The sequence below is a fragment of the Sphingobacterium sp. HSC-15S19 genome (assembly GCF_050433745.1).
In the GTDB taxonomy this organism is placed as follows: domain Bacteria; phylum Bacteroidota; class Bacteroidia; order Sphingobacteriales; family Sphingobacteriaceae; genus Sphingobacterium; species Sphingobacterium siyangense.
Map to the genome: position 1 here is coordinate 1 of NZ_JBNPWQ010000001.1, position 22,945 is coordinate 22,945.

At 40.3% G+C, this 22,945-nt stretch carries 22 protein-coding genes; 12 read left to right on the forward strand and 10 right to left on the reverse strand.

Going from position 1 to position 22,945, the window contains the following annotated elements; translation table 11 throughout:
- Positions 1-318 precede the first annotated feature (318 nt).
- Positions 319-4,185, forward strand: a complete 3,867-nt coding sequence (locus L1283_RS00005) for a TIM-barrel domain-containing protein (protein ID WP_429625589.1) — start codon at positions 319-321, stop codon at positions 4,183-4,185.
- A gap of 79 nt (positions 4,186-4,264) precedes the next feature.
- Here L1283_RS00005 and L1283_RS00010 read toward each other — a convergent pair whose 3' ends face one another.
- From L1283_RS00010 to L1283_RS00020, 3 genes are all read right to left on the reverse strand, one after another.
- The gene (locus L1283_RS00010; RefSeq protein WP_248932470.1) at positions 4,265-5,143 is read right to left on the reverse strand and encodes a pirin family protein; all 879 of its coding nucleotides are present in this window, start codon (positions 5,141-5,143) and stop codon (positions 4,265-4,267) included.
- A 129-nt stretch (positions 5,144-5,272) separates the two neighbouring features.
- Positions 5,273-5,587 carry a hypothetical protein gene (locus L1283_RS00015; protein ID WP_313262484.1) on the reverse strand — a complete coding sequence of 105 codons (315 nt, stop codon included), beginning with the start codon at positions 5,585-5,587 and terminating at the stop codon, positions 5,273-5,275.
- Between the two features lie 11 nt (positions 5,588-5,598).
- Positions 5,599-6,021 carry an OsmC family protein gene (locus L1283_RS00020; RefSeq protein ID WP_075993955.1) on the reverse strand — a complete coding sequence of 141 codons (423 nt, stop codon included), beginning with the start codon at positions 6,019-6,021 and terminating at the stop codon, positions 5,599-5,601.
- Between the two features lie 261 nt (positions 6,022-6,282).
- On the opposite strand from L1283_RS00020, the gene L1283_RS00025 reads away from it, so the two are divergent.
- Both L1283_RS00025 and L1283_RS00030 read left to right on the forward strand, forming a co-directional pair.
- Positions 6,283-7,002 (forward strand): outer membrane beta-barrel protein, encoded by a 720-nt coding sequence (locus L1283_RS00025; protein ID WP_313262482.1) that lies wholly within the window; start codon positions 6,283-6,285, stop codon positions 7,000-7,002.
- Positions 6,995-7,573 carry a TMEM175 family protein gene (locus L1283_RS00030; RefSeq protein ID WP_075993953.1) on the forward strand — a complete coding sequence of 193 codons (579 nt, stop codon included), beginning with the start codon at positions 6,995-6,997 and terminating at the stop codon, positions 7,571-7,573. Before L1283_RS00025 ends, L1283_RS00030 begins: the two co-directional genes overlap by 8 nt.
- Here L1283_RS00030 and L1283_RS00035 read toward each other — a convergent pair.
- The 3 genes from L1283_RS00035 to L1283_RS00045 form a co-directional block, all read right to left on the reverse strand.
- Positions 7,567-8,127: an AAA family ATPase gene (locus tag L1283_RS00035; protein ID WP_075993952.1), complete on the reverse strand. Its 561-nt coding sequence runs from the start codon at positions 8,125-8,127 to the stop codon at positions 7,567-7,569. The genes L1283_RS00030 and L1283_RS00035 overlap by 7 nt on opposite strands.
- 75 nt (positions 8,128-8,202) lie before the next feature.
- Positions 8,203-9,291 (reverse strand): DUF6688 domain-containing protein, encoded by a 1,089-nt coding sequence (locus L1283_RS00040; protein ID WP_313262478.1) that lies wholly within the window; start codon positions 9,289-9,291, stop codon positions 8,203-8,205.
- 213 nt (positions 9,292-9,504) lie between these two features.
- The gene (locus L1283_RS00045) at positions 9,505-10,323 is read right to left on the reverse strand and encodes a hypothetical protein (protein ID WP_088162740.1); all 819 of its coding nucleotides are present in this window, start codon (positions 10,321-10,323) and stop codon (positions 9,505-9,507) included.
- A 201-nt stretch (positions 10,324-10,524) separates the two neighbouring features.
- On the opposite strand from L1283_RS00045, the gene L1283_RS00050 reads away from it, so the two are divergent.
- Both L1283_RS00050 and L1283_RS00055 read left to right on the forward strand, forming a co-directional pair.
- Positions 10,525-11,058 (forward strand): hypothetical protein, encoded by a 534-nt coding sequence (locus L1283_RS00050; RefSeq protein WP_157698571.1) that lies wholly within the window; start codon positions 10,525-10,527, stop codon positions 11,056-11,058.
- Complete coding sequence (locus tag L1283_RS00055) at positions 11,039-11,596, forward strand: hypothetical protein (RefSeq protein WP_088162738.1); 558 nt, start codon at positions 11,039-11,041, stop codon at positions 11,594-11,596. Before L1283_RS00050 ends, L1283_RS00055 begins: the two co-directional genes overlap by 20 nt.
- 7 nt (positions 11,597-11,603) lie before the next feature.
- Here the strand turns inward: L1283_RS00055 and L1283_RS00060 are convergent, their stop codons facing one another.
- From L1283_RS00060 to L1283_RS00070, 3 genes are read right to left on the reverse strand one after another with little or no spacing between them, the layout of a single operon-like run.
- Complete coding sequence (locus L1283_RS00060) at positions 11,604-12,845, reverse strand: RNA polymerase sigma factor (protein ID WP_088162737.1); 1,242 nt, start codon at positions 12,843-12,845, stop codon at positions 11,604-11,606.
- 50 nt (positions 12,846-12,895) lie between these two features.
- A complete protein-coding gene (locus L1283_RS00065; RefSeq protein ID WP_088162736.1) occupies positions 12,896-13,234 on the reverse strand; it encodes a YciI family protein in 339 nt (112 codons plus the stop codon).
- A 40-nt stretch (positions 13,235-13,274) separates the two neighbouring features.
- Complete coding sequence (locus tag L1283_RS00070) at positions 13,275-13,751, reverse strand: carboxymuconolactone decarboxylase family protein (RefSeq protein ID WP_088162735.1); 477 nt, start codon at positions 13,749-13,751, stop codon at positions 13,275-13,277.
- Positions 13,752-13,975: 224 nt separating this feature from the next.
- Here L1283_RS00070 and L1283_RS00075 point away from each other — a divergent pair, with 224 nt between their 5' ends.
- From L1283_RS00075 to L1283_RS00085, 3 genes are all read left to right on the forward strand, one after another.
- Complete coding sequence (locus tag L1283_RS00075) at positions 13,976-14,680, forward strand: MgtC/SapB family protein (protein WP_088162734.1); 705 nt, start codon at positions 13,976-13,978, stop codon at positions 14,678-14,680.
- Positions 14,681-14,753: 73 nt separating this feature from the next.
- Positions 14,754-17,453, forward strand: coding sequence for a magnesium-translocating P-type ATPase (gene mgtA, locus L1283_RS00080; RefSeq protein WP_198385979.1), 2,700 nt, complete (start codon positions 14,754-14,756; stop codon positions 17,451-17,453).
- Between the two features lie 68 nt (positions 17,454-17,521).
- Positions 17,522-19,276, forward strand: coding sequence for a DUF885 domain-containing protein (locus L1283_RS00085; protein WP_075994945.1), 1,755 nt, complete (start codon positions 17,522-17,524; stop codon positions 19,274-19,276).
- 62 nt (positions 19,277-19,338) lie between these two features.
- On the opposite strand, the gene L1283_RS00090 is transcribed toward L1283_RS00085, so the two are convergent.
- The gene (locus L1283_RS00090; protein WP_088162733.1) at positions 19,339-20,328 is read right to left on the reverse strand and encodes a GlxA family transcriptional regulator; all 990 of its coding nucleotides are present in this window, start codon (positions 20,326-20,328) and stop codon (positions 19,339-19,341) included.
- A gap of 135 nt (positions 20,329-20,463) precedes the next feature.
- Here L1283_RS00090 and L1283_RS00095 point away from each other — a divergent pair, with 135 nt between their 5' ends.
- From L1283_RS00095 to L1283_RS00110, 4 genes are all read left to right on the forward strand, one after another.
- The gene (locus L1283_RS00095) at positions 20,464-20,886 is read left to right on the forward strand and encodes a DoxX family protein (RefSeq protein WP_075993942.1); all 423 of its coding nucleotides are present in this window, start codon (positions 20,464-20,466) and stop codon (positions 20,884-20,886) included.
- Between the two features lie 94 nt (positions 20,887-20,980).
- Positions 20,981-21,430: an SRPBCC family protein gene (locus L1283_RS00100; protein WP_088162732.1), complete on the forward strand. Its 450-nt coding sequence runs from the start codon at positions 20,981-20,983 to the stop codon at positions 21,428-21,430.
- A gap of 9 nt (positions 21,431-21,439) precedes the next feature.
- Positions 21,440-21,841 (forward strand): VOC family protein, encoded by a 402-nt coding sequence (locus L1283_RS00105; protein ID WP_198385978.1) that lies wholly within the window; start codon positions 21,440-21,442, stop codon positions 21,839-21,841.
- A 66-nt stretch (positions 21,842-21,907) separates the two neighbouring features.
- Positions 21,908-22,876, forward strand: a complete 969-nt coding sequence (locus L1283_RS00110) for a dimethylarginine dimethylaminohydrolase family protein (protein ID WP_088162730.1) — start codon at positions 21,908-21,910, stop codon at positions 22,874-22,876.
- Positions 22,877-22,945: the final 69 nt, after the last annotated feature.

A 22,945-nucleotide genomic window follows, 5' to 3' on the forward strand; every position in this document is an offset into this window, starting at 1 on the left:
GCCGATGGTATTGCCGTAACAGGTGGGAGAGTAGGTCGGTGCCTTTTTTTACACGGAAGCCCTTGCTGGAAACAGTCAAGGGCTTCTTTCGTTTAAGTACTTCCGTATTTCCATGTACAGGCTATTGCATATCCTCCGCCTAGTGGTTATCGCAGCACAGGACCGTCGGTGAGCCTGCTCCATCGGAAGCTGTTCCGCAACCGCCGCTAGCCTGCAACATTATTATTGGACAATCGTTTGCATTCCATAATCTCTTTTTTACTTCGATTTACTATTGTATTATTGTTAAGTTAATTTAATGCATTATAAATCATACGCATGAAGATATCTTTTTGGAGCACAAAAGCACAAGTCAGTTTACTGATGGGATTGGCTTCTCCTTTTATTTTTCAACCCACTCGAGTTGACGCTAAAGTAAGTACGATCAAATATTATAGTACAATAGGTCGCGATCAAGGCAACCGTATTATCACGATTCAGAAAATTAATCCGACAACAGTCGAGATAGTATACGATAATGGTCAACGTCTGACTTTAGATTTCTACGGTAATCATATTTTTAGGATGTTCCAGGATGTTCATGGCGGTATTATCCGTGATCCCGAAGCAAAACCCGAAGCAAAAATATTGGTAGAGCAACCTCGGAAAACGGTCACTGGGCTTGAGGTAAAGGATGAAGGTAATAAGGTCAGCATCTCCACTAACGATATTCTTTTTTCAATGGATAAACAGACTTCTCAGTTTAGTATCCTCAATCGGAAAAGCAATAAAATTGTCGTTGAAAGCTTAAAGCCAATTGTTTTCGAAGAGAAACAAGTAAGCGTTGAATTGAAGGAAAATGCGGATGAATACTTTTTTGGTGGCGGCGTTCAAAACGGGCGTTTTTCACATAAGGGAAAAGTGATTGCAATCGAAAATCAGAACAGCTGGACCGATGGTGGTGTTGCCTCTCCAAGCCCTTATTACTGGTCAACCAAAGGGTATGGTTTTATGTGGCATACCTTTAAGAAGGGAAGTTATACCTTTGGAGCCAAAACCCCTGGGACAGTAAAATTGGCGCATGATACAGATTATCTAGATGTCTTTTTTATGATTAATGACGGGATAGTACCTTTGCTCAACGATTTCTATCAATTGACGGGCAACCCAATTCTTCTACCGAAATTTGGTTTGTATGAGGGGCATCTTAATGCCTATAACCGCGATTTTTGGAAAGAAGATGAAAAGGGAATTCTATTTGAAGACGGCAAACGCTATAAAGAAAGTCAAAAGGACAATGGCGGAATCAAAGAATCGCTGAACGGTGAGAAAAACAATTATCAGTTTTCGGCCCGCGCTGTAATAGACCGGTATAAAGCACATGATATGCCTTTGGGCTGGATTCTTCCAAATGATGGCTATGGTGCTGGCTATGGCCAAACGGAATCTTTAGATGGAAATATCCAAAATTTGAAAGAGTTTGGTGATTATGCACGTAAGAATGGAGTAGAAATCGGTTTATGGACACAGTCTGATCTCCATCCGAAAGATAGTATAAGTGCATTACTGCAACGTGATATTGTAAAAGAGGTTCGGGATGCGGGTGTACGAGTCCTAAAAACGGATGTGGCCTGGGTTGGTCCAGGATACTCCTTTGGTCTCAATGGGGTCGCCGATGTGGGACATACTATACCTTACTATGGTAACAACGCTCGTCCATTTATTATTTCATTGGATGGTTGGGCAGGCACACAGCGCTATGCCGGTATCTGGTCGGGCGACCAGACTGGAGGCGTATGGGAGTATATTCGATTCCATATACCAACATATATTGGCTCGGGACTTTCAGGTCAGCCCAATATTACCTCCGATATGGACGGGATCTTTGGTGGTAAAAATTTTAAGGTCAATATTCGTGATTTTCAATGGAAGACCTGGACACCAATGGAACTCAATATGGATGGCTGGGGATCGAACGAGAAATACCCACATGCTTTGGGGGAGCCAGCTACTTCTATCAATCGTCTGTATCTGAAATTGAAATCTCAGTTGGTTCCCTATAGCTATAGTGTTGCGAAACAAGCAGTAGATGGACTGCCCATCATTCGTGCTATGTTTTTAGAGCAAGCAAATAGTTATACGCTTGGAAAAGCAACGCAATACCAGTACCTCTATGGTCCAAATTTCCTTGTAGCACCGATTTACCAAGAAACACATGTGGATGAGAAGGGAAATGATATGCGCAATGGTATCTACCTGCCGGATGGTGAATGGATTGATTATTTTACGGGTGAAAAATACAAGGGAGGGCGTATTATCAATAACTTTAATGTGCCTATTTGGAAGCTGCCCGTTTTCGTGAAAAATGGAGCCATTATTCCGGTGACCAATCCAAATAATAATGTGCTGGAAATCAAAAAAGATCAACGTATTTATGAAGTATATCCTTATGGGAACTCCAGTTTCCTGGAATATGATGATGATGGAGAGACAGAGGCTTATCGTTATGGTAAGGGCGCAAATACATCCATAACTTCACAGTTAAACAACAATAAAGTTGTTTTTGCGATTGCTCCAACGCAAGGCGAATTTGACGGCTTTGAGAAAATGAAGTCTACGGAAATTCGTTTCAACGTTAGCAAAGCACCGAAGAAATTGACGGTAAAGGTCAATGGGAAAAATAGCAAACTTAAAGAAGTGAATAGCATAGATGCGTTTAATACTTCTGAAAATGTATATTTCTACGACGCACAACCAAACCTGAATCAGTTTGCAACCAAGGGATCTGAATTTGAAAAAGTACCTTTGGTGAAAAATCCGATGTTGCTGGTACGACTAGCCAAACAGGATGTCTCATCGACCGCAATAGAAGTACAATTGGAGGGTTTCGAATTTGCTCCTGTTGACAACTATCTGGCTCAGACTGGTGCTTTGACTTCGCCCAAAGCTATTATCACAGATCAACATACACAAGCATATACCTTAACGCCAACCTGGGAAAAGGTTGCAAATGCTGATTATTATGAAATTGAATTCAATAATCTGATCTATTCGACCATCAAAGACAGTCAATTGCTATTCGAAGGATTGGCCGCGGAAACGGATTACCAGTTTAAAATTAGAGCTGTCAATAAATCTGGTGTTTCAGATTGGAGTACATTTGCCGCAAAGACAAAGGCAAACCCGTTGGAATTTGCCATTGAAGGAATCAAAGCAGAGACTTCTGTGGATAACCAAGGCGGAAATGGTATCAATAAATTGTTCAATTATGATGAGGGGGATATGTGGCATACAAAATGGGGACAGACTGCGGTTCCGTTTGATATGACCTTAGATCTAAAATCCGTTAATCAATTGGATAAGTTTGAGTATCTTCCAAGAACCGATGGCGGAAATGGCATCATTTTAAAAGGAAAAGTATTCTATAGCAACGATAAGGACACCTGGACGGAAGCTGGTAGTTTTGACTGGAAACGTGATGGCGAAATGAAACGTTTTGATTTTGGAACCCATCCGGTGGCTCGATTTATCAAAATTTCAGTTTCTGAAGCTGTTGGAGGTTTCGGTTCAGGAAGAGAATTATATGTGTTTAAAGTACCAGGATCGTCAAGCTACTTACCGGGCGATATTAATAATGACCGATTGATCGATCATAATGACTTGACTTCCTATATTAACTATACGGGATTGCGACTGGGAGATGGAGATTTCGAAGGTTATGTCAGCAATGGCGATGTCAATAAAAATAATCTGATTGACGCTTATGATATTTCCAATGTTGCTGTTGTCATAGAAGGTGGTGCAAAACCAAATAAAGAAGAAAAGGTCAGTGGTAAATTAAAATTGATTCCCTCAAAAACGACCTTAAAATCGGGAGATATTGTGGAGATCAGTGTTAGTGGAGAGAATCTTAAAGCTGTCAATGCACTTAGTTTTGCTCTTCCTTACAATCAGGGTGATTTTGAATATGTCGGTATTGAGTCCGTACATTTAAAAGAGATGAACAATTATAGCAACGATCGTCTTCACACCAATGGAAGTAAGGCTCTGTATGCTACTTTTGTTAATCTGGGCAACAAGGAGACTTTGAATGGATCTGAAGTTTTATTTAAGATCAAATTGAAATCAAAACGTAATGTCAACTTCAATCTGAAAGCAATAGATGGTATTTTGGTTGATAAAAAGCTGAATTCCGTTACTTTCTAAAATATAAATAGCCTTAACAAAAAGAGGAGCCACATAGGCTCCCTTTTTTTGTTAATTGATGTCTAAATAGTGCATCTAATTAGTCCAATATCATACTGAGATCCATCAGCAGGATTTCAGTATCTGCAGAGGTCACTTTCAGGTTAATTTCAGCGACATCCCATATTCCAAAGCCATCTCTGCTTTCTAATTCTTGTCCTTCGACAGTAACACTACCTTTTATTACAAAAACATATACACCATTTCCTGCCTTTTTGATTTGGTATTTTGTTTGGACGTCCTTGTCAAAATGCCCCATGGAAAACCAGGCATCCTGATGGATCCATACACCCTCGTCTTCTGGATTTGGAGAAAGAATTTGTTGGAATTTATTCTGTCTTTGTGTTATATCCAATGTAATTTGATCGTATCGGGGGCTCACATTCCGTTGATTAGGGTACACCCAAATTTGAAGAAACTTGACTACCTGATCGGTGTTTTTATTATATTCACTGTGTATGATACCCGTTCCGGCGCTCATGACCTGAATATCTCCCTTCCGGATAATAGCTTTGTTACCCATGCTGTCTTCATGTTGCAAATCACCTTCCAAAGGGATACTGATGATTTCCATATTGTCGTGAGGGTGTTTGCCAAAACCTCTTCCTTCAGCCACCATATCATCATTTAGTACACGTAACACGCCAAAGTGCATACGTTCGGGGTTGTGATAATTGGCGAAGCTAAACGTATGATTGCTATCTAACCAGCCATGATTTGCATGACCGCGTGTAGCCGCTTTGTGGAGGACACTATGGTTTTCCAATTTGTCTGAATTATAGTTTACAGCTTCAGCATCCAGCGTTTCAAGCGGCTCTATCTCGTCAATATCATTCTTCAAGATATCAGCTGAAGACACTGTTGATGCAAATATCCCGGAACCCAAAAGTCCCTTTTTTATAAAGTTCTGTCTGTTCATGATTCTATTATTTAGTATCCAAAATTAGCCTATTAGCCGCCGATTTCTATTGATCTAGTTCAATAAAGAAAGAGTTTTAACGGTTTTCGGTTGTTTTTCTAGGACGCTATTGCTATGGCCCGTGCTTTATTAAACGGAGAGTAAGTCTGGAAAAAGACTATAGACTTCATTTTTTAGAAGCCCACTTCCACCGCCATAATGTTTGATCAGACCAATCGGATAAGTGAGCCGCGTAAGGTGATCTGTTATTATACGCTCTTCCTGAGGAGAGAGTCCTGAACTCAATAACAAAACATCTACAGGGACGTCAATAAGCTGTTTTTTACAGGCATCCAAATCGTATTGTATCGTTGCATTCCAGTTGGGCGTGTTTTCAATGATTCTCTTGAGCGTGAGGAGAATTTCTTCATTTTTACCAAATATGAGAAAGGTTAATGTTTTCATGATGTTCTTGTTTAAGGATTTGTCCTGATGAGCGTATTGACAATGGCATTACCCTTTAAAATTTTTGAAATGGGACATTCTTCGGCAATTTGTTGCAGGCGTTCTCGGGTATCCTCTGCTAAGATTTGTCCAAAAGCTATCTCGCGATCAAAATATGTAACCACCTGTCCTTTTTCAATTTTGAGGTACATATTTGAACTGACTGAAATTTCTGGAATATCAAGCCCTTTTTTATCGATGTACATACGTAAAGTAGCTAAGGTACAAGATACAAGCGATGAGATGAGAAGGGTGTAGGGGTCAGGACCAAGATCTTTGCCACCAAGTTTTTCAGGTTCATCCGTAATAAATTCTCCATTTCTCCATTGTATTGTGGTCTTATATTTCTGTTCAGTAATATGGCCAAGGATAGGGTTTTCCAATATATATTTCATACGGATTATTCTTTTGTTTCTAATACAACAAAAATAAGCCTGAATTGATTCATTTCCATTGATGTAGTTCAATAAATATAGTCATATTGTCTCCTGATATTTTTTTATTGGCTGATAAGATTGATGGATTTCCGCTGATGAATACACCTTATCGTTACAGAAAAAATAAAGGTTGGAGTAAGTTGAATCACATAAATTTTCTTACTTTTAACAATCAAATTCGCTCAATTTTTTAAAGGATTTTAATTTAATATTTCGGTTATGATGAAGAGATTTTTACTTGTCGGACTTTTTGCTGGTATAACCCATTTTATGGCTTTCTCGCAATCTCATGAACTACGTGTGGGTGTCACCTCCGGTGTGTCCAATTTTACGGGATCGGGAACGGAAGCAAAGAGTACGTTGAATGGATCTACACAACAGGACTATTATACCAATAATCCTTATGGAAAAAAATATGGAATCAATATTGGAGGCGCTTTAAACTACCGTTATGTTTTTGCCAACAACCTAATATTAGGTTTAGAGGGTGCATATGAACGATTGCAGACAAAGATTGATTTGGAAGGCAATGAGTTTATGAATGGAAGCCGTGGTCAGACCCGTCTAAATCAACAATTTATCAATTTTAATCCTTTTGTTGGCTATCGTGTCTTTTTTGAACCGATGACAATGGATATTCAGTTGGGTATGGATATTGCCAAAACGCTGAGTATCAAAGAAAATGGTAGCATTGAAGATAAACAGGGGAATAAAACAAGTTTTGATCGTGATAGAGGCAAGGTTATCGATTTGGATCTACGCCCTCGTTTACAGTTTAATGTAAATTATGACCGTTATACCGTGTTTGCCGGTTATTCATGGGGATTGAAGGATTATAACAACGGGATGCTTGGTGCTGATCCCGGTGTGTCACGATTAAATGTATTCCGCTTAGGCCTGCAGTATCAGCTATTAACTCCGATCTTCAAAAATGACTAAAGGCAGGTTAGAAGCATTCAGTGATGGCGTTTTGGCCATCATTATAACGATTATGGTACTTGAATTAAAAGTACCTGAAGGATTTACTTTTGCGAGCCTTAAACCATTATATCCTAAAATTATCTCCTATATCGTTAGTTTTGTTTACGTTGGACTGTACTGGAATAATCACCATCATCTCTTTCAAATTGTTCGAAAAGTAAATGGAAAAGTTCTTTGGAGCAATTTGAATTTATTGTTTTGGCTATCATTAATGCCGGTTACAACAAATTGGATTGGTGAGTCACATTTTGAAAGGGATCCTATTATCGCTTATGGCTTTGTCCTGATCATGTGTTCCATATCATATAATATCGTTGAATATTTTGTGATTCAAATCGAAGGGGAAGAATCTGCACTGAAAAAAGCGGTTAAATCGAAGGTTAAGGAAAATATTTCTACAGCGCTGTATTTTTTGGGGATAGGACTGTCTTTTATTAATCCCTATATCAGTTTGCTCATGTATGGAACAGTCGCTATTATGTGGCTTATACCTGACCGCCGTATTGAGGAAGAAATGCGGAATCAATAGTTTTGCTGTTCCAGGGCTTTCAGGATGAACTGAACGCGATCGTTTACCGTTGTTTTTGGAACCTCAATGGTTTCATAACCGAGTTGTGTATAGGTCTCTTTCATTATCTTGAAAGTGTTTTCGGCCTCCCGCCACGTTTGTTTCCGCTCGTTGTCATTCGCATAGATCTCTGCCCAAGGTGGTAAGATAAATACTTTTTTATGATAACGTCGACCTTTTGCTTCGTGAAGCAGTTCTTCTTCGATTGAAAGACCTTCCATCGCAATATATGACAATGCATCTGGAATTCCGCGGTCAAAAAAAATGTAGTTTTGGTGATCTTGCCTCACCTGCATCACATAGCTGGCTGATGAAGCAGCCAACATGAGTTTGGCATAGTGAATTTTATTTTTCCAGGGCAAACCATCGGCATCAGCTTCCAATTGTTCTCGGATGATGCGCCGGGCATCCTCTTCCACAATGCTGAATCCCTGCTTATTTAATTCATTTAATAAGGTAGTTTTACCGACTCCAGGTCCTCCTGTCAGAACGATAAAATAATGTGTTTGATCCATAATGATTAAAATGAAATGCTTCCCGAAATGGAGAAAATTGGGGTAATGACTGATTGTTGGCTACGATTTTAAAAATTAGCTGTATTGTTTTGCGATTTTCTTTTCGGGTTCGACGTAGAATGTATATAAGAAAAATAAAAATGTGTATTCTAGTGGTTTCATCAAAATATAAGTCACATTTGATGCGCTGCTGGAATTAATTTTGACGGAGATATTAAAACCATATTTATCATAGCAATATCTGACATAGCGATGTAGTGCTGGTGATAAATCGCTTAATATTTCTTCGAATGCGTTGGCCACCTGAAGCTGTCTATTGACAATGATCGTGTTGCCATGTCTTGTGCCTAGCCGTAGGGGTTTAACAAGAGCGGGATCTCCTTTTGCCGCAACTGTACAGAGGTAATGGCCCTGATGATCGAGGATAGGAGGGTGCATTTTTTGTGAAAAAGCCCAAGTAGTTGTTTCTGTGAAAACTTTCACCATTGAATCCCGATCCTGCCCCAATAGGATGAGGATGATCGTTAGTAGGAGAGAGACCGGAACAAGTAAAATCAGAGCCCATGCAGGATAATTCAGCTTTGAGGAAAGCAGGTTATTGATTTTATTGAGCGTGCTGTTGGCATAGCTTCTGCTCATAGCGTAACCCCGCTCTTCAACGATGATTTTACGGATTAGCCCAATGCCCATAATCAAGCAGCATATTGGCGTGAAAATAAAGAATAAAGTTCCTTCGTTGCCAACATACATATCCAATGTGGACGTATCGTGGTGACTGACCTGAACGAGCACAAACAGACTGATAATATTACCTATCATTAACATAATCAGCATCAGAACAAGAGGAATAGGAGGAATTTTTCGTCCCTTGAGCCAAATCGCTATTGCTGAAATATTAAATGCAATAAAATAAAATGATAGCGATACAAGGTGTTTTCCGCCGAAGGGAATATAACAATCACCATCTACGGGATCTACGGCTTGATTATATTGACTCGAGTGGAATAATAGCCCTACCCCGCTTATCATTAATGAAATCAGGTAGCCGATGATAATGGCATACTCAGCAATTGTTATTTTCCGTTGTTGTTTTTTGACAGCCGAACGAAGCAGATATACAATCCCGAACAGCGTAAGAATAATAAGGAGAAAAATGAAGATCATAATGGGGTGAGCAGTTATAATTCTAAGATGAATATCGTCAAATCATTTGTTTAATTCAGACGCAAGGCGATCAATTGTTTTTGAAATATATCCGTATAACAGATTGAAATCAATATTATTGACGTGTTTAATGGGTCGGAATTCAAGATTTCTTCAACAGTGTAGATGCTATTAAAGGTAGCTATAGTGCCAATGTCCAGCAAAGACCAGCATCTAATTTTTACCGAATAATCTGCTCCAAAAATTCTTTTTTTTGCTGCTTTGAGAGCTGTCTGTGGTTTCAAAATGTTTAGGGTCTGCATGGATTGTCTCTGTTTTGACATTTGGTAAAATCTCATTTTCTGGAAGTCCATTGCGTTGTTCTATTTCCTGGATCTGTTTTAATGCTGTTGTCTGATATAAAAGTGGTCCTTCTTTGTCGCAGTTAAAAAGGTTGGAGTAACTTTTTGATTCATTCAGATCAAAAGGTTGTGGTTCTACAACTTCTGTAGCTTCCAAGAGACCAAGGTTACGATCTTTGGCATATTGCAGTGCATTGAGGAAAATAGAAATACGGTTATCAGAAAATAGCGTATCTAATTCAGCCTTGATCGTCGGGTCACTTTGGTAATCTATCAACAATTGCGCGACTTTTTCTGCGGGGATAAAGACACCGGAACAATAATTTTCTACAAGCCTATTTTCGATATTATTGGTTAGAAATTCTTGTTGAACAAATTGTTCCCACTGTTTGTAATAGCTGGATAAATGGTCATTTTTGGAGAAGGACAGGGCTCCACCTCGAACATAGAAGTATTTTTCGAAAAAACCTTGGACAACAGCAATGAAAAAACCATGGGTTTTGTCAAAATAATCATTTTTGTCGGTTTCCCGGCCCGCATTTAAGGTGTCTTGGTATTTGGTTTTATAGAAGTCTTCTAGTTGGTGAATCGCAGAAACTTCCTCAATCTTTTCGGGATTTTTGAGCAAGTCAAAATACCAAGTTTCTATCTGCTGTTCTGAGATGGGGTGGTAACTAATATCATAGCCCATAATGACTGTTTTTAATCTCTTATGTTGTAATTGCTAATATATTAAAAATTAACATTTTGTGCAATATAAATCGCTCCGATATCGTGCTTTTTTGCCTAAAAGGAAGGGTTGATAACAATTTTATAAAGCAGGAGGGCGGGGGGCAACATGTTTGCCTATTTCATGATAATTAATTACTTTGGTCACAAACAGAATTTATATATGAAGCACTTACTATTTATTATTTTTATGTCGATGAGCTTATTTTTTACAGCTTGTCAATCCCCAAGTCCAGAGACTTTTTTCGGAAAAGTTGTTTTAAACACAAATCTTGTAGCAGATTTTGCCCCTGAACGCTATGGCAAACAGCTTGAGCAGGAGACCATAGAATTTGCGGATATGCCCTCCAGCAAGAAAGTAGGCGATGAAGCTCAAAAATCTGTCGGGATCAAAATTCAGGTTGTCGAAAAGGCCTTAAAGGATATTAAGGAACTGAATGTTTCCGATGCCGATGCAAAAGCACTGAAAGAGCAGTCTATTGCATTATTCGAAAAAGTGTTGCCTGTCTATAAAAATGAATATACCGCTTATGCAAAGTTATGTGACGGTAAAGGTTCGGCTGAAGAAAAGCAGGCATTACTCCAAAAGATCGAAAAAAACGATATGCCTTCCATTAACGAGGTGTTTGACAACGTATATGCTTTAGGAAAAGCTTATGCTGAAAAACATAACCTGAATGTTAACTGGGGAAATTAAGCAGATGAAGGAAACAAGCTTATACAGAAATAAAAAGAAAACAAGTCAGCTACTGTCAATTTCCGGAGGCCTATGTTTGTTGCTTCTGATCGTTTTATTGTACAGTATCGGTTTATTTGATGGCGTATTTAAAGCCAAACCGACAGTTTTCTCTGCAGGAGCATTGCTAGTGCTTTTAATTTTATTGTTTTCCAGCCTACTGAGCCTTCGGGATAAAACAGCGCAAATTGTTTTGAACGACCGCTATTTTCTTGGAAAGACAACACCAGTATCGAAAGCTTTTGGCCAAGGCGACTGGCAGGATGTCAAAAGCATCGACTTACAAAAAGTCGGTGGTGATACGATGGTCATTGTTACATTGGGTAATCCCCCTAAATATAAAAAGCAGCTTTCGTCGCTATTGTGGAAAATGGCTTATCAAGAATCCACTCAAGAACTGTGTATCATGTATTCGTCCTCAACTATTGATTTGGAGCCCTCGGAGCTATACCAACTTTTTGTATCCTATTGGAAAGGAGCAAAAGTAATCGATCAATAGCAAACAATTAGGCCATTGTAGACTTTATAGCATCGATCTTCTGTTGGATGATCTCTTTTTCCAATGTTGTTTTAGCCAGGATTTTTGCTTTGTTAAAGTTTGCGATGGCTTTGTTTTTGTCCAGTTCCTTATAGAGTTCTCCCAGCAGCACAAAATAAAAATGATTGTCTTCTAGTTGTAAGGTTTTTACTTCGACTAATGCAGCTTTAACACCTTTTACTTTATACAGTGCAAATATTCTATTCAATGCAGCTGCCGGGGAATAATTGACAACTAATAAACGGTCATACCATTGCAGTATTTCGGCCCATTTTTCTGGACTGTCTTCCTTTATACAATGGCATTGCGCAATCTTAGCCTCCAGATGGTAGGATGTGAGTTCGCCGCCCGATGCAGCGTTCTTGAGAAAATGAAGCCCTTGATGTATGAGTTCTTGATTCCAGCGTTCCTCATCCTGTTGCTCATACAAAATGAAATCACCTTCATTGGTCAGCCTTGCCTCGAAACGGGAGGAATGAAAACAAATCAGCGCAATAAGCGCATTGGTCTTAGGTGTATTTGTTTTCTCATAAGTCGAAAGCATTAGCGCAAGGCGTAAAGCTTCAATACAGAGCTCCTTTCTTAAAATTTGATTTTGGGTTTTAGAATAATACCCTTCATTAAATAAGAGGTAAATAATATGGAGTACGTTATCGAGGCGTTTAATAATTTCTGCTTCGGAGGGCAGTTCGAGTTCGATTTTTTCTGAACGTAGTTTTTCCTTTGCTCTGAATAGGCGCTTATTGATGGTTTCTTTGTTGGAAAGAAATGCTTCGGCAATTTCGTCTATACCAAAACCACAGAGGATTCTAAGGGCAAGACCTATTTGAGCCTCACTTGCAATTGCTGGCGTGCAGATTGCAAACAGCATTTTTAATTGGCTGTCTTTGATATTTTCCTGAGAGAAATTAAAGTCGTCGAAGGTTTCCGCTTCCAGCTCGCTCTGTCGCACTGCAGGGATGATTTTATCTTTAAATATTTTATTTCTTCGAAACTGGGCCAACGTCTTTTGTTTTGCAACCGTGTACAGCCAAGCCGTAGGATTTGCAGGAACGCCTTTGGTCTGCCAAGATTCTGTGGCCAATAAGAAAGTTTCGCTGACGATATCTTCAGCGATTTCGATGTATTGAAGACCAAAACTTTTACTGATGACAGCGACTATTTTGGTAAATTCTTGCTGGAAAAGCTCTTTTAGAAAATCCGGATCCATAAGTCTAAAATAGGGGCGGCTGTGCGCGTGTACAGCTGCCCCGTATATGATTAGTTGAGCAGTGCACGTATCTCTACACTACCATTAAATTCGAGTACAGGACAGCCATGGGCCAAGGTTGTGGCTTCGTCAAGATCGTCTGCTGCGACGACAATAAAACCGCCGAGTCTTTCCCTAATCTCCACAAAAGGTCCATCCGTAACGATACCGCCTGGCTTTAATACCTTTCCGGCTGGCTCAAGACGGGAGCCATGATCCTTCAGTTTACCTTGCGCATCGATGTCACTGATCCAGTCGTACCATCTTTTGTTTACAGCTTTTGCTTCTTCTTGTGTCAGTTGACTTGGTTCATTGGCCCCCTGACGAAATAATAAGATGAAATCTTTCATTTTTATGGTTTAATTTATCGTATAAATATCGACCTCCTGTTTATGAGGTTGGCTGTACTTTGTGCTGCCCAACTTTGTAGCTTCCTGCTTGTGTGCGGAAGGAAATATTGATCCTGTTATAGGAATTGATTGCTGTAATGGCCAAGGTCAGGTCGATAAGTTCTTCTTCCGAAAATACAGTAGTTGCTTTCGTATAAACCTCGTCCGAAACATCACCATGCGTAATTTTGGTCACGGCTTCGGCCCATTCCAGCCCAGCACGTTCACGTTCGCTATACAGAGGTGCTTCCCGCCAGGCATCCAATAAGAACAATCGTTGTGGTTGATCTCCAGTCGCCAGTAGATCTTTTGAATGCATGTCAAGACAATATGCACAGCCATTGATTTGTGATACACGGAAATAAATAAGATGCAAAAGCTCTTGTTCTATCGAACACTTGCTCAGATATGTACCTATTCCATACATTGATTTCATGGCGTTTTGCCCTTTTGCGAAAAAATTGATGCGTTGTTTCATTTTTTTATTGTTTTTAGTGTAACTGATTTACACCACAACAATGCTTGAAGTTAAAGAAATTGGACAGCTTGATCTGTAAATTTTAGACTTAAATTATAAGTAACTGTATTACAGTTTTTTAATTTGATTATTTCTCTAATAAAATTCTAATAATTTTCTAAAAGATCTCTAACGGATCATGGAGGTAGGAATGCGCACCTTTGCAGGCAAAGGAGGACAAAGAGATGAGTGTTTTTGAATTTGCCATACGATTATTTGCAGCCTTGCTTTTAGGAGCTGCTGTGGGAGTAGAGCGCCAATGGCGCCAGAAAAATGCGGGGCTTCGGACAAATACCTTAGTTTCGTTGGGAGCAGCAGCTTTTGTGCTGCTTTCCATAGAAATTGGCGGTGATGCTACCGGACGGATTGCTTCTTATGTGGTCAGCGGAATTGGTTTTCTTGGCGCTGGTGTGATTATGAAGGACGGTTTGAATGTGCATGGTCTAAACACGGCGGCGACGATTTGGTGTTCGGCTGCAGTAGGGGCGCTCTGTGGTCTAGGTTTGCATGCCCAAGCATTTGTGGTTGCGTTGGCTATTATTCTTACACACCTGATCTTTCGCCCAATCGGGCAAAAAATGGCCTTCTTGACTTTTAATAAATCTGCAGCATCACAAACCGAATATCTACTGACCATAGGCTGTGGGATAGACATCGAAAATCATATTCGTGTTTTACTGATGCAGATGCTGAGCAGTAACGAAAAACTGTTGTTGTCCTCGCTTTCGAGTGACGATACCCTCGCTACAAACGGCGTTGTCATTAGGGCCATCGTTAGAGCCATCGGTCAGCAAGATAGTCTTATCGAACGGATGGCTAGTCGATTGACCATCGAGGAAAGAGTAACAAAAATAAGCTGGGAAATTATAGGTACAGAGTCGGACCTGTAATAAGAATCGGATCTATAATAAGAACGGGATATACGGAAATTAACATGAAAGGGGCTATAGGGTTATGATTAAAATGAACAATAAAACAACAAAGAATCCATTGCACAATATGATCAGTTCCAATGGAATGAATGTGGGGACCGTGACCAAGTTGCAGGGGGTGGCCAGTCAGGATGAAAAACTTGCCTGCGCGATGTTAGAAACGAGCAGAGAGGGGATTACAGATGAAATGGCTAAGGAACGTCAACAGAAATTTGGATTAAATGAGGTGAAACATCAAAAGGCCCCAAAGTGGTATGTGCAGCTATTGAAATCTTTTGCCAACCCCTTTATATATATTCTGTTATTGATTGCCACTGTTTCCTTTATCATCGATGTAGGGCTTCCAGAGGTTGGCGAACGAGATTATAAAACAGTTGTTGTGGTGTCCATTATGATTTTGGTCAGTGCGCTGCTTCGTTTTGTACAGGAGTATCGAAGTAATGCCGCGGCAGAAAAATTAAAAAGTATGGTCAAAACTACGGCAACAGTATTGCGGAAATTTAAAGGGAAAAGAGAGATTCCTATTGTCGAACTGGTGCCGGGAGATATTGTATACCTTTCTGCTGGGGATATGATACCTGCAGATTGCCGTATTGTTCAGAGTAAGGATCTTTTTGTGAGTGAAAGTATGCTGACTGGAGAGGCGCTTCCGGTAGAGAAGAATTATTTGCCTATCCGGAATGCGGCGGAAAAATCACCTATTGAACTTTGTAATATTTGTTTTATGGGGACCAATGTTGTTAGTGGATCGGCGATAGCCGTGATTGTAACGACAGGAAGTTACACCTATTTTGGGAGTATCAGCAAATCGATTACCGGCGAACGTCCCGAAACAAGTTTTGATAAGGGTATAAATAAGGTGAGTTTCTTATTGATCCGTTTTATGCTGGTCATGGTTCCGCTGATCTTCTTGATCAATGGGTTGATGAAAGGGAACTGGACAGAAGCGCTACTGTTTGCCATTGCTGTCGCTGTAGGTTTAACTCCCGAAATGCTGCCCATGATTGTCACCGCTAACCTAGCAAAGGGTGCTGTCAATATGAGCAAGCGTAAAGTCATTGTCAAGCGGTTAAATTCTATCCAGAATATAGGTGCCATGGATATTCTGTGCACCGACAAAACAGGGACGTTGACATTGGACAAGATCGTCATGGAAAAACATCTTAATGTGTATGGGGTCGAAGATGATGAGGTGCTCAAATGGGCCTATCTTAATAGTTTTCATCAGACTGGTCTCAAGAATTTGATGGATAAGGCTGTGTTGGAACATGCCGAATTGCACGATTACTTGAAAGTGGAGGATCAATATCTGAAAATTGACGAGATTCCATTTGATTTTCAGCGGCGACGGATGTCTGTGGTCCTCAAACAGCATAATGGCAAACATCTACTGATCTGTAAAGGGGCTGTAGAGGAAATGCTTGAGCTTTGTACACACGCTTTTGATCCGGGAGATGACCGTAGCCTGCATGTCGAAAATGACCGTACTGTACCGATGGACGATACGATGCGTAAAATTGTATTGAAAACCTCGAAAAAGATGAATGAGGAGGGATTACGTGTTTTATTGGTTGCCATCCGCGAATTTGAAGGTGCTCACCCCTTGACCTATGCTGTTGCAGATGAAGCGAAATTGACGTTGACGGGATTTATCGGCTTTTTGGATCCGGCCAAACCCTCTTCACAGCCGGCCATTGAATCCTTACAAAAATTGGGAATCGGGATCAAAGTGTTGACAGGAGATAATGAGATTATCACACGCAAAATTTGTATGGATGTCGGCATTCCGGTTGATCGGATTGTCAATGGAAATGAATTAGATAGCATTCCGGACACCGAGTTAAATCAATATGTTGATGAGGTATCGGTATTTGCAAAGTTGAGCCCTCTTCAAAAAGTTCGTGTTGTAAAAGCATTGCGGGATAAAGGACATACGGTTGGCTTTATGGGCGATGGTATCAATGATGCGGCGGCACTTAAGGAGGCTGATGTGGGTATCAGTGTAGATACGGCTGTTGACATTACCAAAGAAAGTGCAGATATCATTCTGCTGGAAAAAGATCTTATGGTGCTGCGCAAAGGGGTTATTTATGGACGTCGAACTTTTGGAAATATCATTAAATATATCAAGATGACGGCAAGCAGCAATTTCGGCAATATGTTCAGTATGCTTGGGGCCAGTGCTTTTCTTCCCTTTCTACCGATGCTGCCGGTGCATCTGCTTATTCAAAATCTACTCTACGATATATCGCAGGTATCTATTCCTTGGGACAGCATGGATGAGGAATTTATCGTCGAGCCAAAGAAATGGGATGCTGGTAGTGTCTCTAAGTTTATGTTATTTATTGGCCCTATAAGTTCATTGTTAGATTTCGCCACTTTTGCGGTATTGTTTTTCGTGTTCAAGGCCAATACGGTATCGGATCAAACACTCTTTCAGACTGGTTGGTTTGTAGAGGGATTGCTTTCACAAACATTAATTATTCATATGATAAGGACCAAGAAAATACCCTTTATTCAAAGTTGGGCTGCTGCACCGGTTGTTGCCTTGACGAGTTTAATTATGATTATTGGTGTCGTTTTGCCGTTTACGCCATTTGCCGCTGCCTTAAAAATGGAAGCACTGCCTCTGACTTATTTTCCATGGCTTATCGGCATTTTGGTCTGCTATTGTTTACTTACACAGTGGGTCAAAAATTGGTTTATCCAAAAATTTCATACCTGGTTATAGTTTTAAATTATTGGAGTAAAATGCTGAAATTCATCAACAATAATGTTAATTTTAGACAAATTACTCCAATGAAACTTATAACATATACCCTTGCTATCGCTGGATTGGGTCTGATGGCTTCCTGTGGATCGGGAACTCATAACAGACAATCTGCTGCTGATACTGCTGTGAATGAAAAATTTAAATCGTATGAAGACCGTTTTATTCAGCAGCTTTGGAAAGAAAATCCGGAATGGGCTACCCAAGTAGGGTTCCATCAGTATGATTCCTTGTTGACAATTCCGGATGCCAATACGCGAAAACTACGTATGGAGTTTTCAAAGCGACATTTGGACAGCCTCAAAAGTTTTGATCTGAGCACCTTGAATCTTTCTCAGCAAACAGATTATCATCTGATTCAAAACTATCTTGAATCCAATGTGTGGTCTATTGAGAAAGAGCGCGCGTATGAGTGGAATCCTTCTTCGTACAATGTTGGGGGGACGATCGCTTTTATGCTTGCTGAGAATTATGCACCATTATCGACCCGACTTAAAGCTATTTATCAACGTTTGACGAAGATTCCAGCCTATTATGAGGCCGCGAAAGGACAGCTTAAAAATCCGGCCTTGGTATTGACCGATTTGGCAATTCAACAGAATTTGGGCGGTTTATCTGTTTTTGAAAGCGATTTACGGGATTCACTGAAAAAATCCGATCTGCCGGCTTCAGAAAAGGAGGCCATCCAGAAGGCTTCGCAACAAGCTATTGCGGCGATCAACGGATATGTTCAATTTTTAAAAGTGACACCTAATCCTTCTCCGCGAAGTTTTAGATTAGGAAAAGAACTTTACGACAAGAAATTTGATTTCGATATCCAATCGGGTTCAACGGCCGAACAGATTTATCAGGCTGCTCTAGCAAGAAAAAGCTATTTACATGGTGAGATGTATAAAATCAGCAAAGAGCTGTGGCCTAAATATTTTGGAAAATCATCCTTGCCGTCAGATAGTTTGCTTGTCATTCGAAAGATGATCGACACCCTGTCTGTCAAACATGTTAAAGCAGAAGAGTTTCAATCCGCTATCGAAGCACAGATACCGAAGCTGGTTGCGTTTGTCAAACAAAAGGATTTATTGTACATCGATGATAGCAAGCCGCTTGTGGTGCGCAAAGAGCCTGCTTATATGGCTGGTGTTGCGGGAGCTTCAATCAGTGCACCTGGTCCATACGATAAAGGTGGGAATACCTATTACAATGTGGGCAGTCTAACAGGCTGGACCAAAGAGGCAACAGAGAGTTACCTTCGGGAGTATAACCATTACATTTTACAGATACTGAATATACACGAAGCTATTCCGGGGCATTACACCCAATTGGTGTATGCGAACCAATCGCCGAGTCTCATCAAGAGTATTTTAGGTAATGGTGCAATGATTGAGGGCTGGGCTGTCTATACCGAACAAATGATGCTCGAAAATGGTTACGGTGACAATGCTCCTGAAATGTGGTTGATGTGGTACAAATGGCATCTGCGTACCGTTTGTAATGCTATACTCGATTATAGCGTCCATGTGAAAAATATGAGTGAAAAAGACGCCATGCATTTGTTGGTTGATGAGGCGTTTCAACAACAGGCCGAAGCAGCCGGTAAATGGAAACGTGTGTCTGTGAGCAGTGTGCAGCTGACGTCTTACTTTACGGGATATAAAGAAATTTATGACCTTAGGGAAGCTGTTAAACAAAAAGAAGGGAAACAGTTTAATTTGAAGGCGTTCAATGAAAAATTCCTAAGTTTTGGTAATTCACCCGTGAAGTATATTCGGGAAATGATGTTAAAATAATTATAAGGAATTCGAGCAATGATAAAGCCACTCAGAGGAGTGGCTTTATTGTTTATCACAGTTTATTGCTCAATGGCGACATCAGCAGTTACCTTGGCAAATTTGTTTCGATAATCTATTGGTGTAAGGCCTGTAATTTTTCGAAAAATATCCCGAAAGGCTTTTGTGTCGGTATAGCCTACATCAAACATCACCTCGGAAACGTTTTTTCGTGATGCTTCGAAGAATTTTTTTGCAGCTTCGATGCGTACGCGTTGCAGGTATTCGACAGGCGTGTTGTTGGTTGCTTCTTTGAATCTCCGTTCAAATGTTCGCCGCCCAATATTGACATGATTGGCCAGTTCTTCGACTGTAATTTTCTCCTCGTACTTCTTCTCGATATAGTCTTGAGCTTGTTGGATATCCAGATCAGCATGATTACGTTGGCCTCTGAATATGGCGAATTGCGATTGATTATCCCGGCTGATATCCAGCGCAAAATATTTGGCTATTAGTACGGCTGTTTCCCTGTCGGAATACTTTTCCACTAAATAGAGTATCAGATTCCATAAGCTGCTCGCGCCACCACTGCTGTAGATATTTTCATGTTCAGTGATCACAGCGCCATCCTCAATTTCAATGTGAGGGTATTTTTCCTTGAACTCTTCGATATGTGCCCAGTGTGTCGAACATTTTTTTCCATCTAAAAGACCTGTCTCAGCGAGCAGGAAAGCACCCACACATAGACTGGCAAGACTAGCCCCTTTGTGGTACAGTTTTGTAAAATAAGGGATCGCTTCGGCATTATCACGTATTCCTTTTTCTATGTTGCCAAAAATAGGCGGTATAATAAGCAGATCTGTTTTCTGAACGTCCTGTAATAGCCGGTTTGTCTTGATGGTATACTCCCCGCTATTGGCCGGAACGTAAGTCGTTAAACCTACATATTCGACTTCAAAAATAGGCTGTTTTCCAAAGGCCGTTAGAAATTCATTGGCCGTATGAAAGGTTCTGAATGCAGGGGTAATACCTTCGATAGTGCCGTATTCGGGAACAAAAACAGAGATTTGCATATCATTTTTGGTTTATGACATAAAGGTACAAATAGTTTTTGTCGTAATCTACCCCTAAAGTTGTCGTCTTTGCAACAGCCGAAATGTTGTGATCCTTTGCATCTTTGTTATATCAATATAAACAATAGAAAAACGATGAAAAAGAACAAAATTGCTTTTTGGATAGCAACGGTATTTATAGTTCTCTGGGAAGGACTGATGCCACTTGGAACACTGTTATTTGCGCCGCAATATATCAATGCGGGCACAAAACCATTGGGATATCCCGACTATTTTGCCTATGCTTTAATTATCTGTAAGCTGTTGGGCGTTATTGCAATTGCAGTACCGCAGGTTCCGACCAAATTAAAAGAATGGGCCTATGCTGGATTGACATTCAATTTAATATTTGCTTTTATTAGTCACGCATGTGTTGACAAAAATGCAGCATTTATGGTGATGCCCATTTTAGTATTGGGGATACTTGCTGTTTCTTATTTCTATCAGGCCAAGATTACTCGTTTAAGCAACAAGGAGACAGTTGGTACAGGAGTATATCATCAGACTTCAGTAGTGTAGCAAGTTTACCGGATTGTATTGGACTGAAAGAATGTACTGAGAGCGAGTAAAACAAAAAATAAGCAATAGTTATTCACTTATAAACAATATAGATATGAAAACGAATCAGGTTTCTTTACATCGAATTATTCAGGCGAGTCCTGAAAAGGTGTTCCGTGCTTTCGCAGATCCGATAGCACATGCCAGCTGGCTGCCTCCTTATGGTTTTGTCTGTACCGTACAGCAAATGGATTTTAAAGTAGGCGGAAGTTTCAAAATGACCTTCATTAATTTTAGTACCGGTCATAGCCATTCTTTTGGTGGTGAGTACCTTGAGATTGAACAAGATACTTTTATCAAGTACGTGGATCGATTTGATGATCCCAATTTACCGGGTGAAATGACTACCACTGTCTCCTTGCGTAAAGTGATGTGTGGTACAGAACTTAAGATTGAACAGACTGGAATTCCTGAGGTTATTCCTGCCGAGATGTGCTACCTTGGATGGCAAGAGTCGTTGGAAAAAATGAGAAAACTTGTAGAGCCTGAAATACCGGATGCATAGCCAATTGATATGATGTTAGTTCAGCCAATGGAACGCTTGCAAAGCGGAATTTTCATTACATTCTCAGGAAATTGTAGAGCGGCACTTACGTTTTATCAGACCTGTTTTGGGGGAACGTTACATTTTGATATGTTCGACCAACCCTTGCATGGCTGTGCTGAAATGCCTGTAGTGAGTGCCACTCTTATTTCCGGACGTGTCGCAATTTACGGCTCTGATTTGGTGCACAACGAGGGACGGAGAGTGGGAAACTACGTCGCTGTGTTTTTGCCCTGTCAGGATATTTCCGAACGTGGGGAATTGATTGAAAGACTTACATCCCAACAAAAAAGAAGAATAGATTTTGATAAGCAGCAGAAATTTATTGAAATAACTGATTTGTTCAATGTGCGCTGGGTTCTGGGAATTTAGGTTCGGCTTTCCTATACATTTGTTTTTTTTGATAAAAAAAAGCAAATTGGACTTAAAATCAGTGCTATGATCTTTGTAGAAAATGAGTTTGCCCCTTTAAAGAAAGTTATTCTTACGGTTTCTGAATTTGGCTTTCCGGAAATGATGAAGGTTGAAGATCTTCGGTTTTTATCTTCCACTGCGCTGGAGGGAGACGATGCCAATGCAGGAAAAGATTTTGGAGAAGTGTATCCCGAATTGCAAAAGGCATGGGAACAAGAGCGCAATAATTTTGCTTTGCTGTTGGAGAAATATGGCGTTGAAGTGTTGCGGCCGCGTAACCTAACAACACTTGAAAAAGTGTCCGGAGGAGAACACGGTTATTCTAATTTCTTTGTCCGTGACCCATTTTTTACCATCGGAAATGCCGTTATTGAGGGGTCAATCCGTTTTATGCAGCGCCGCAATGAAATATGGCCCATTCGCGATCTGTTGGAACGTGAAGTTTATCAAAGTGACTGCCTTTATGTGACAGCGCCAAGACCCGCCATGACGGAGCAGGAGGAGTTGGGATTATGGCATGGCCCTTTTCTAGAAGGAGGCGACATCCTGGTGCATGGTAAACATATTTTTGTAGGCAACTCTGGGCTTTCCTCAAACAGCCTTGGGATTAAGTGGCTCGCTAAACTATTACAGCCTTATGGTTATCAGGTTGAAGAAGTGAAACTTCATCCCAATATACTTCATTTGGACTGTGCACTAGGACTGATCCGCGAAGGATTGATGATCGTTTGTGAGGAAGCGCTACCCTATGGGATACCCCAAAAACTGAAAACATGGGACAAAATTGTGGTCAATTTGGAGGAGGCGAGCTTGCTAGCAACGAATGGTCTACCTATTAATCCGACAGTCTATGTGACAGATCCTGTTTTTGGCTATATTGGAGATAAGCTCTCCGCTTGTGGTGTCTATGTTGAATACGTTGATTTCCAGATCAGCCGTAGCTTTGGCGGATCCTTTCGATGTAGTACACAGCCATTATTGCGAAGTTTTTAGTAGATCTTTTAATGCTATCTAACCCGCTTGGAGACTCATCTTTTTAGGGTATTTGTCCAAAAGCAAAAA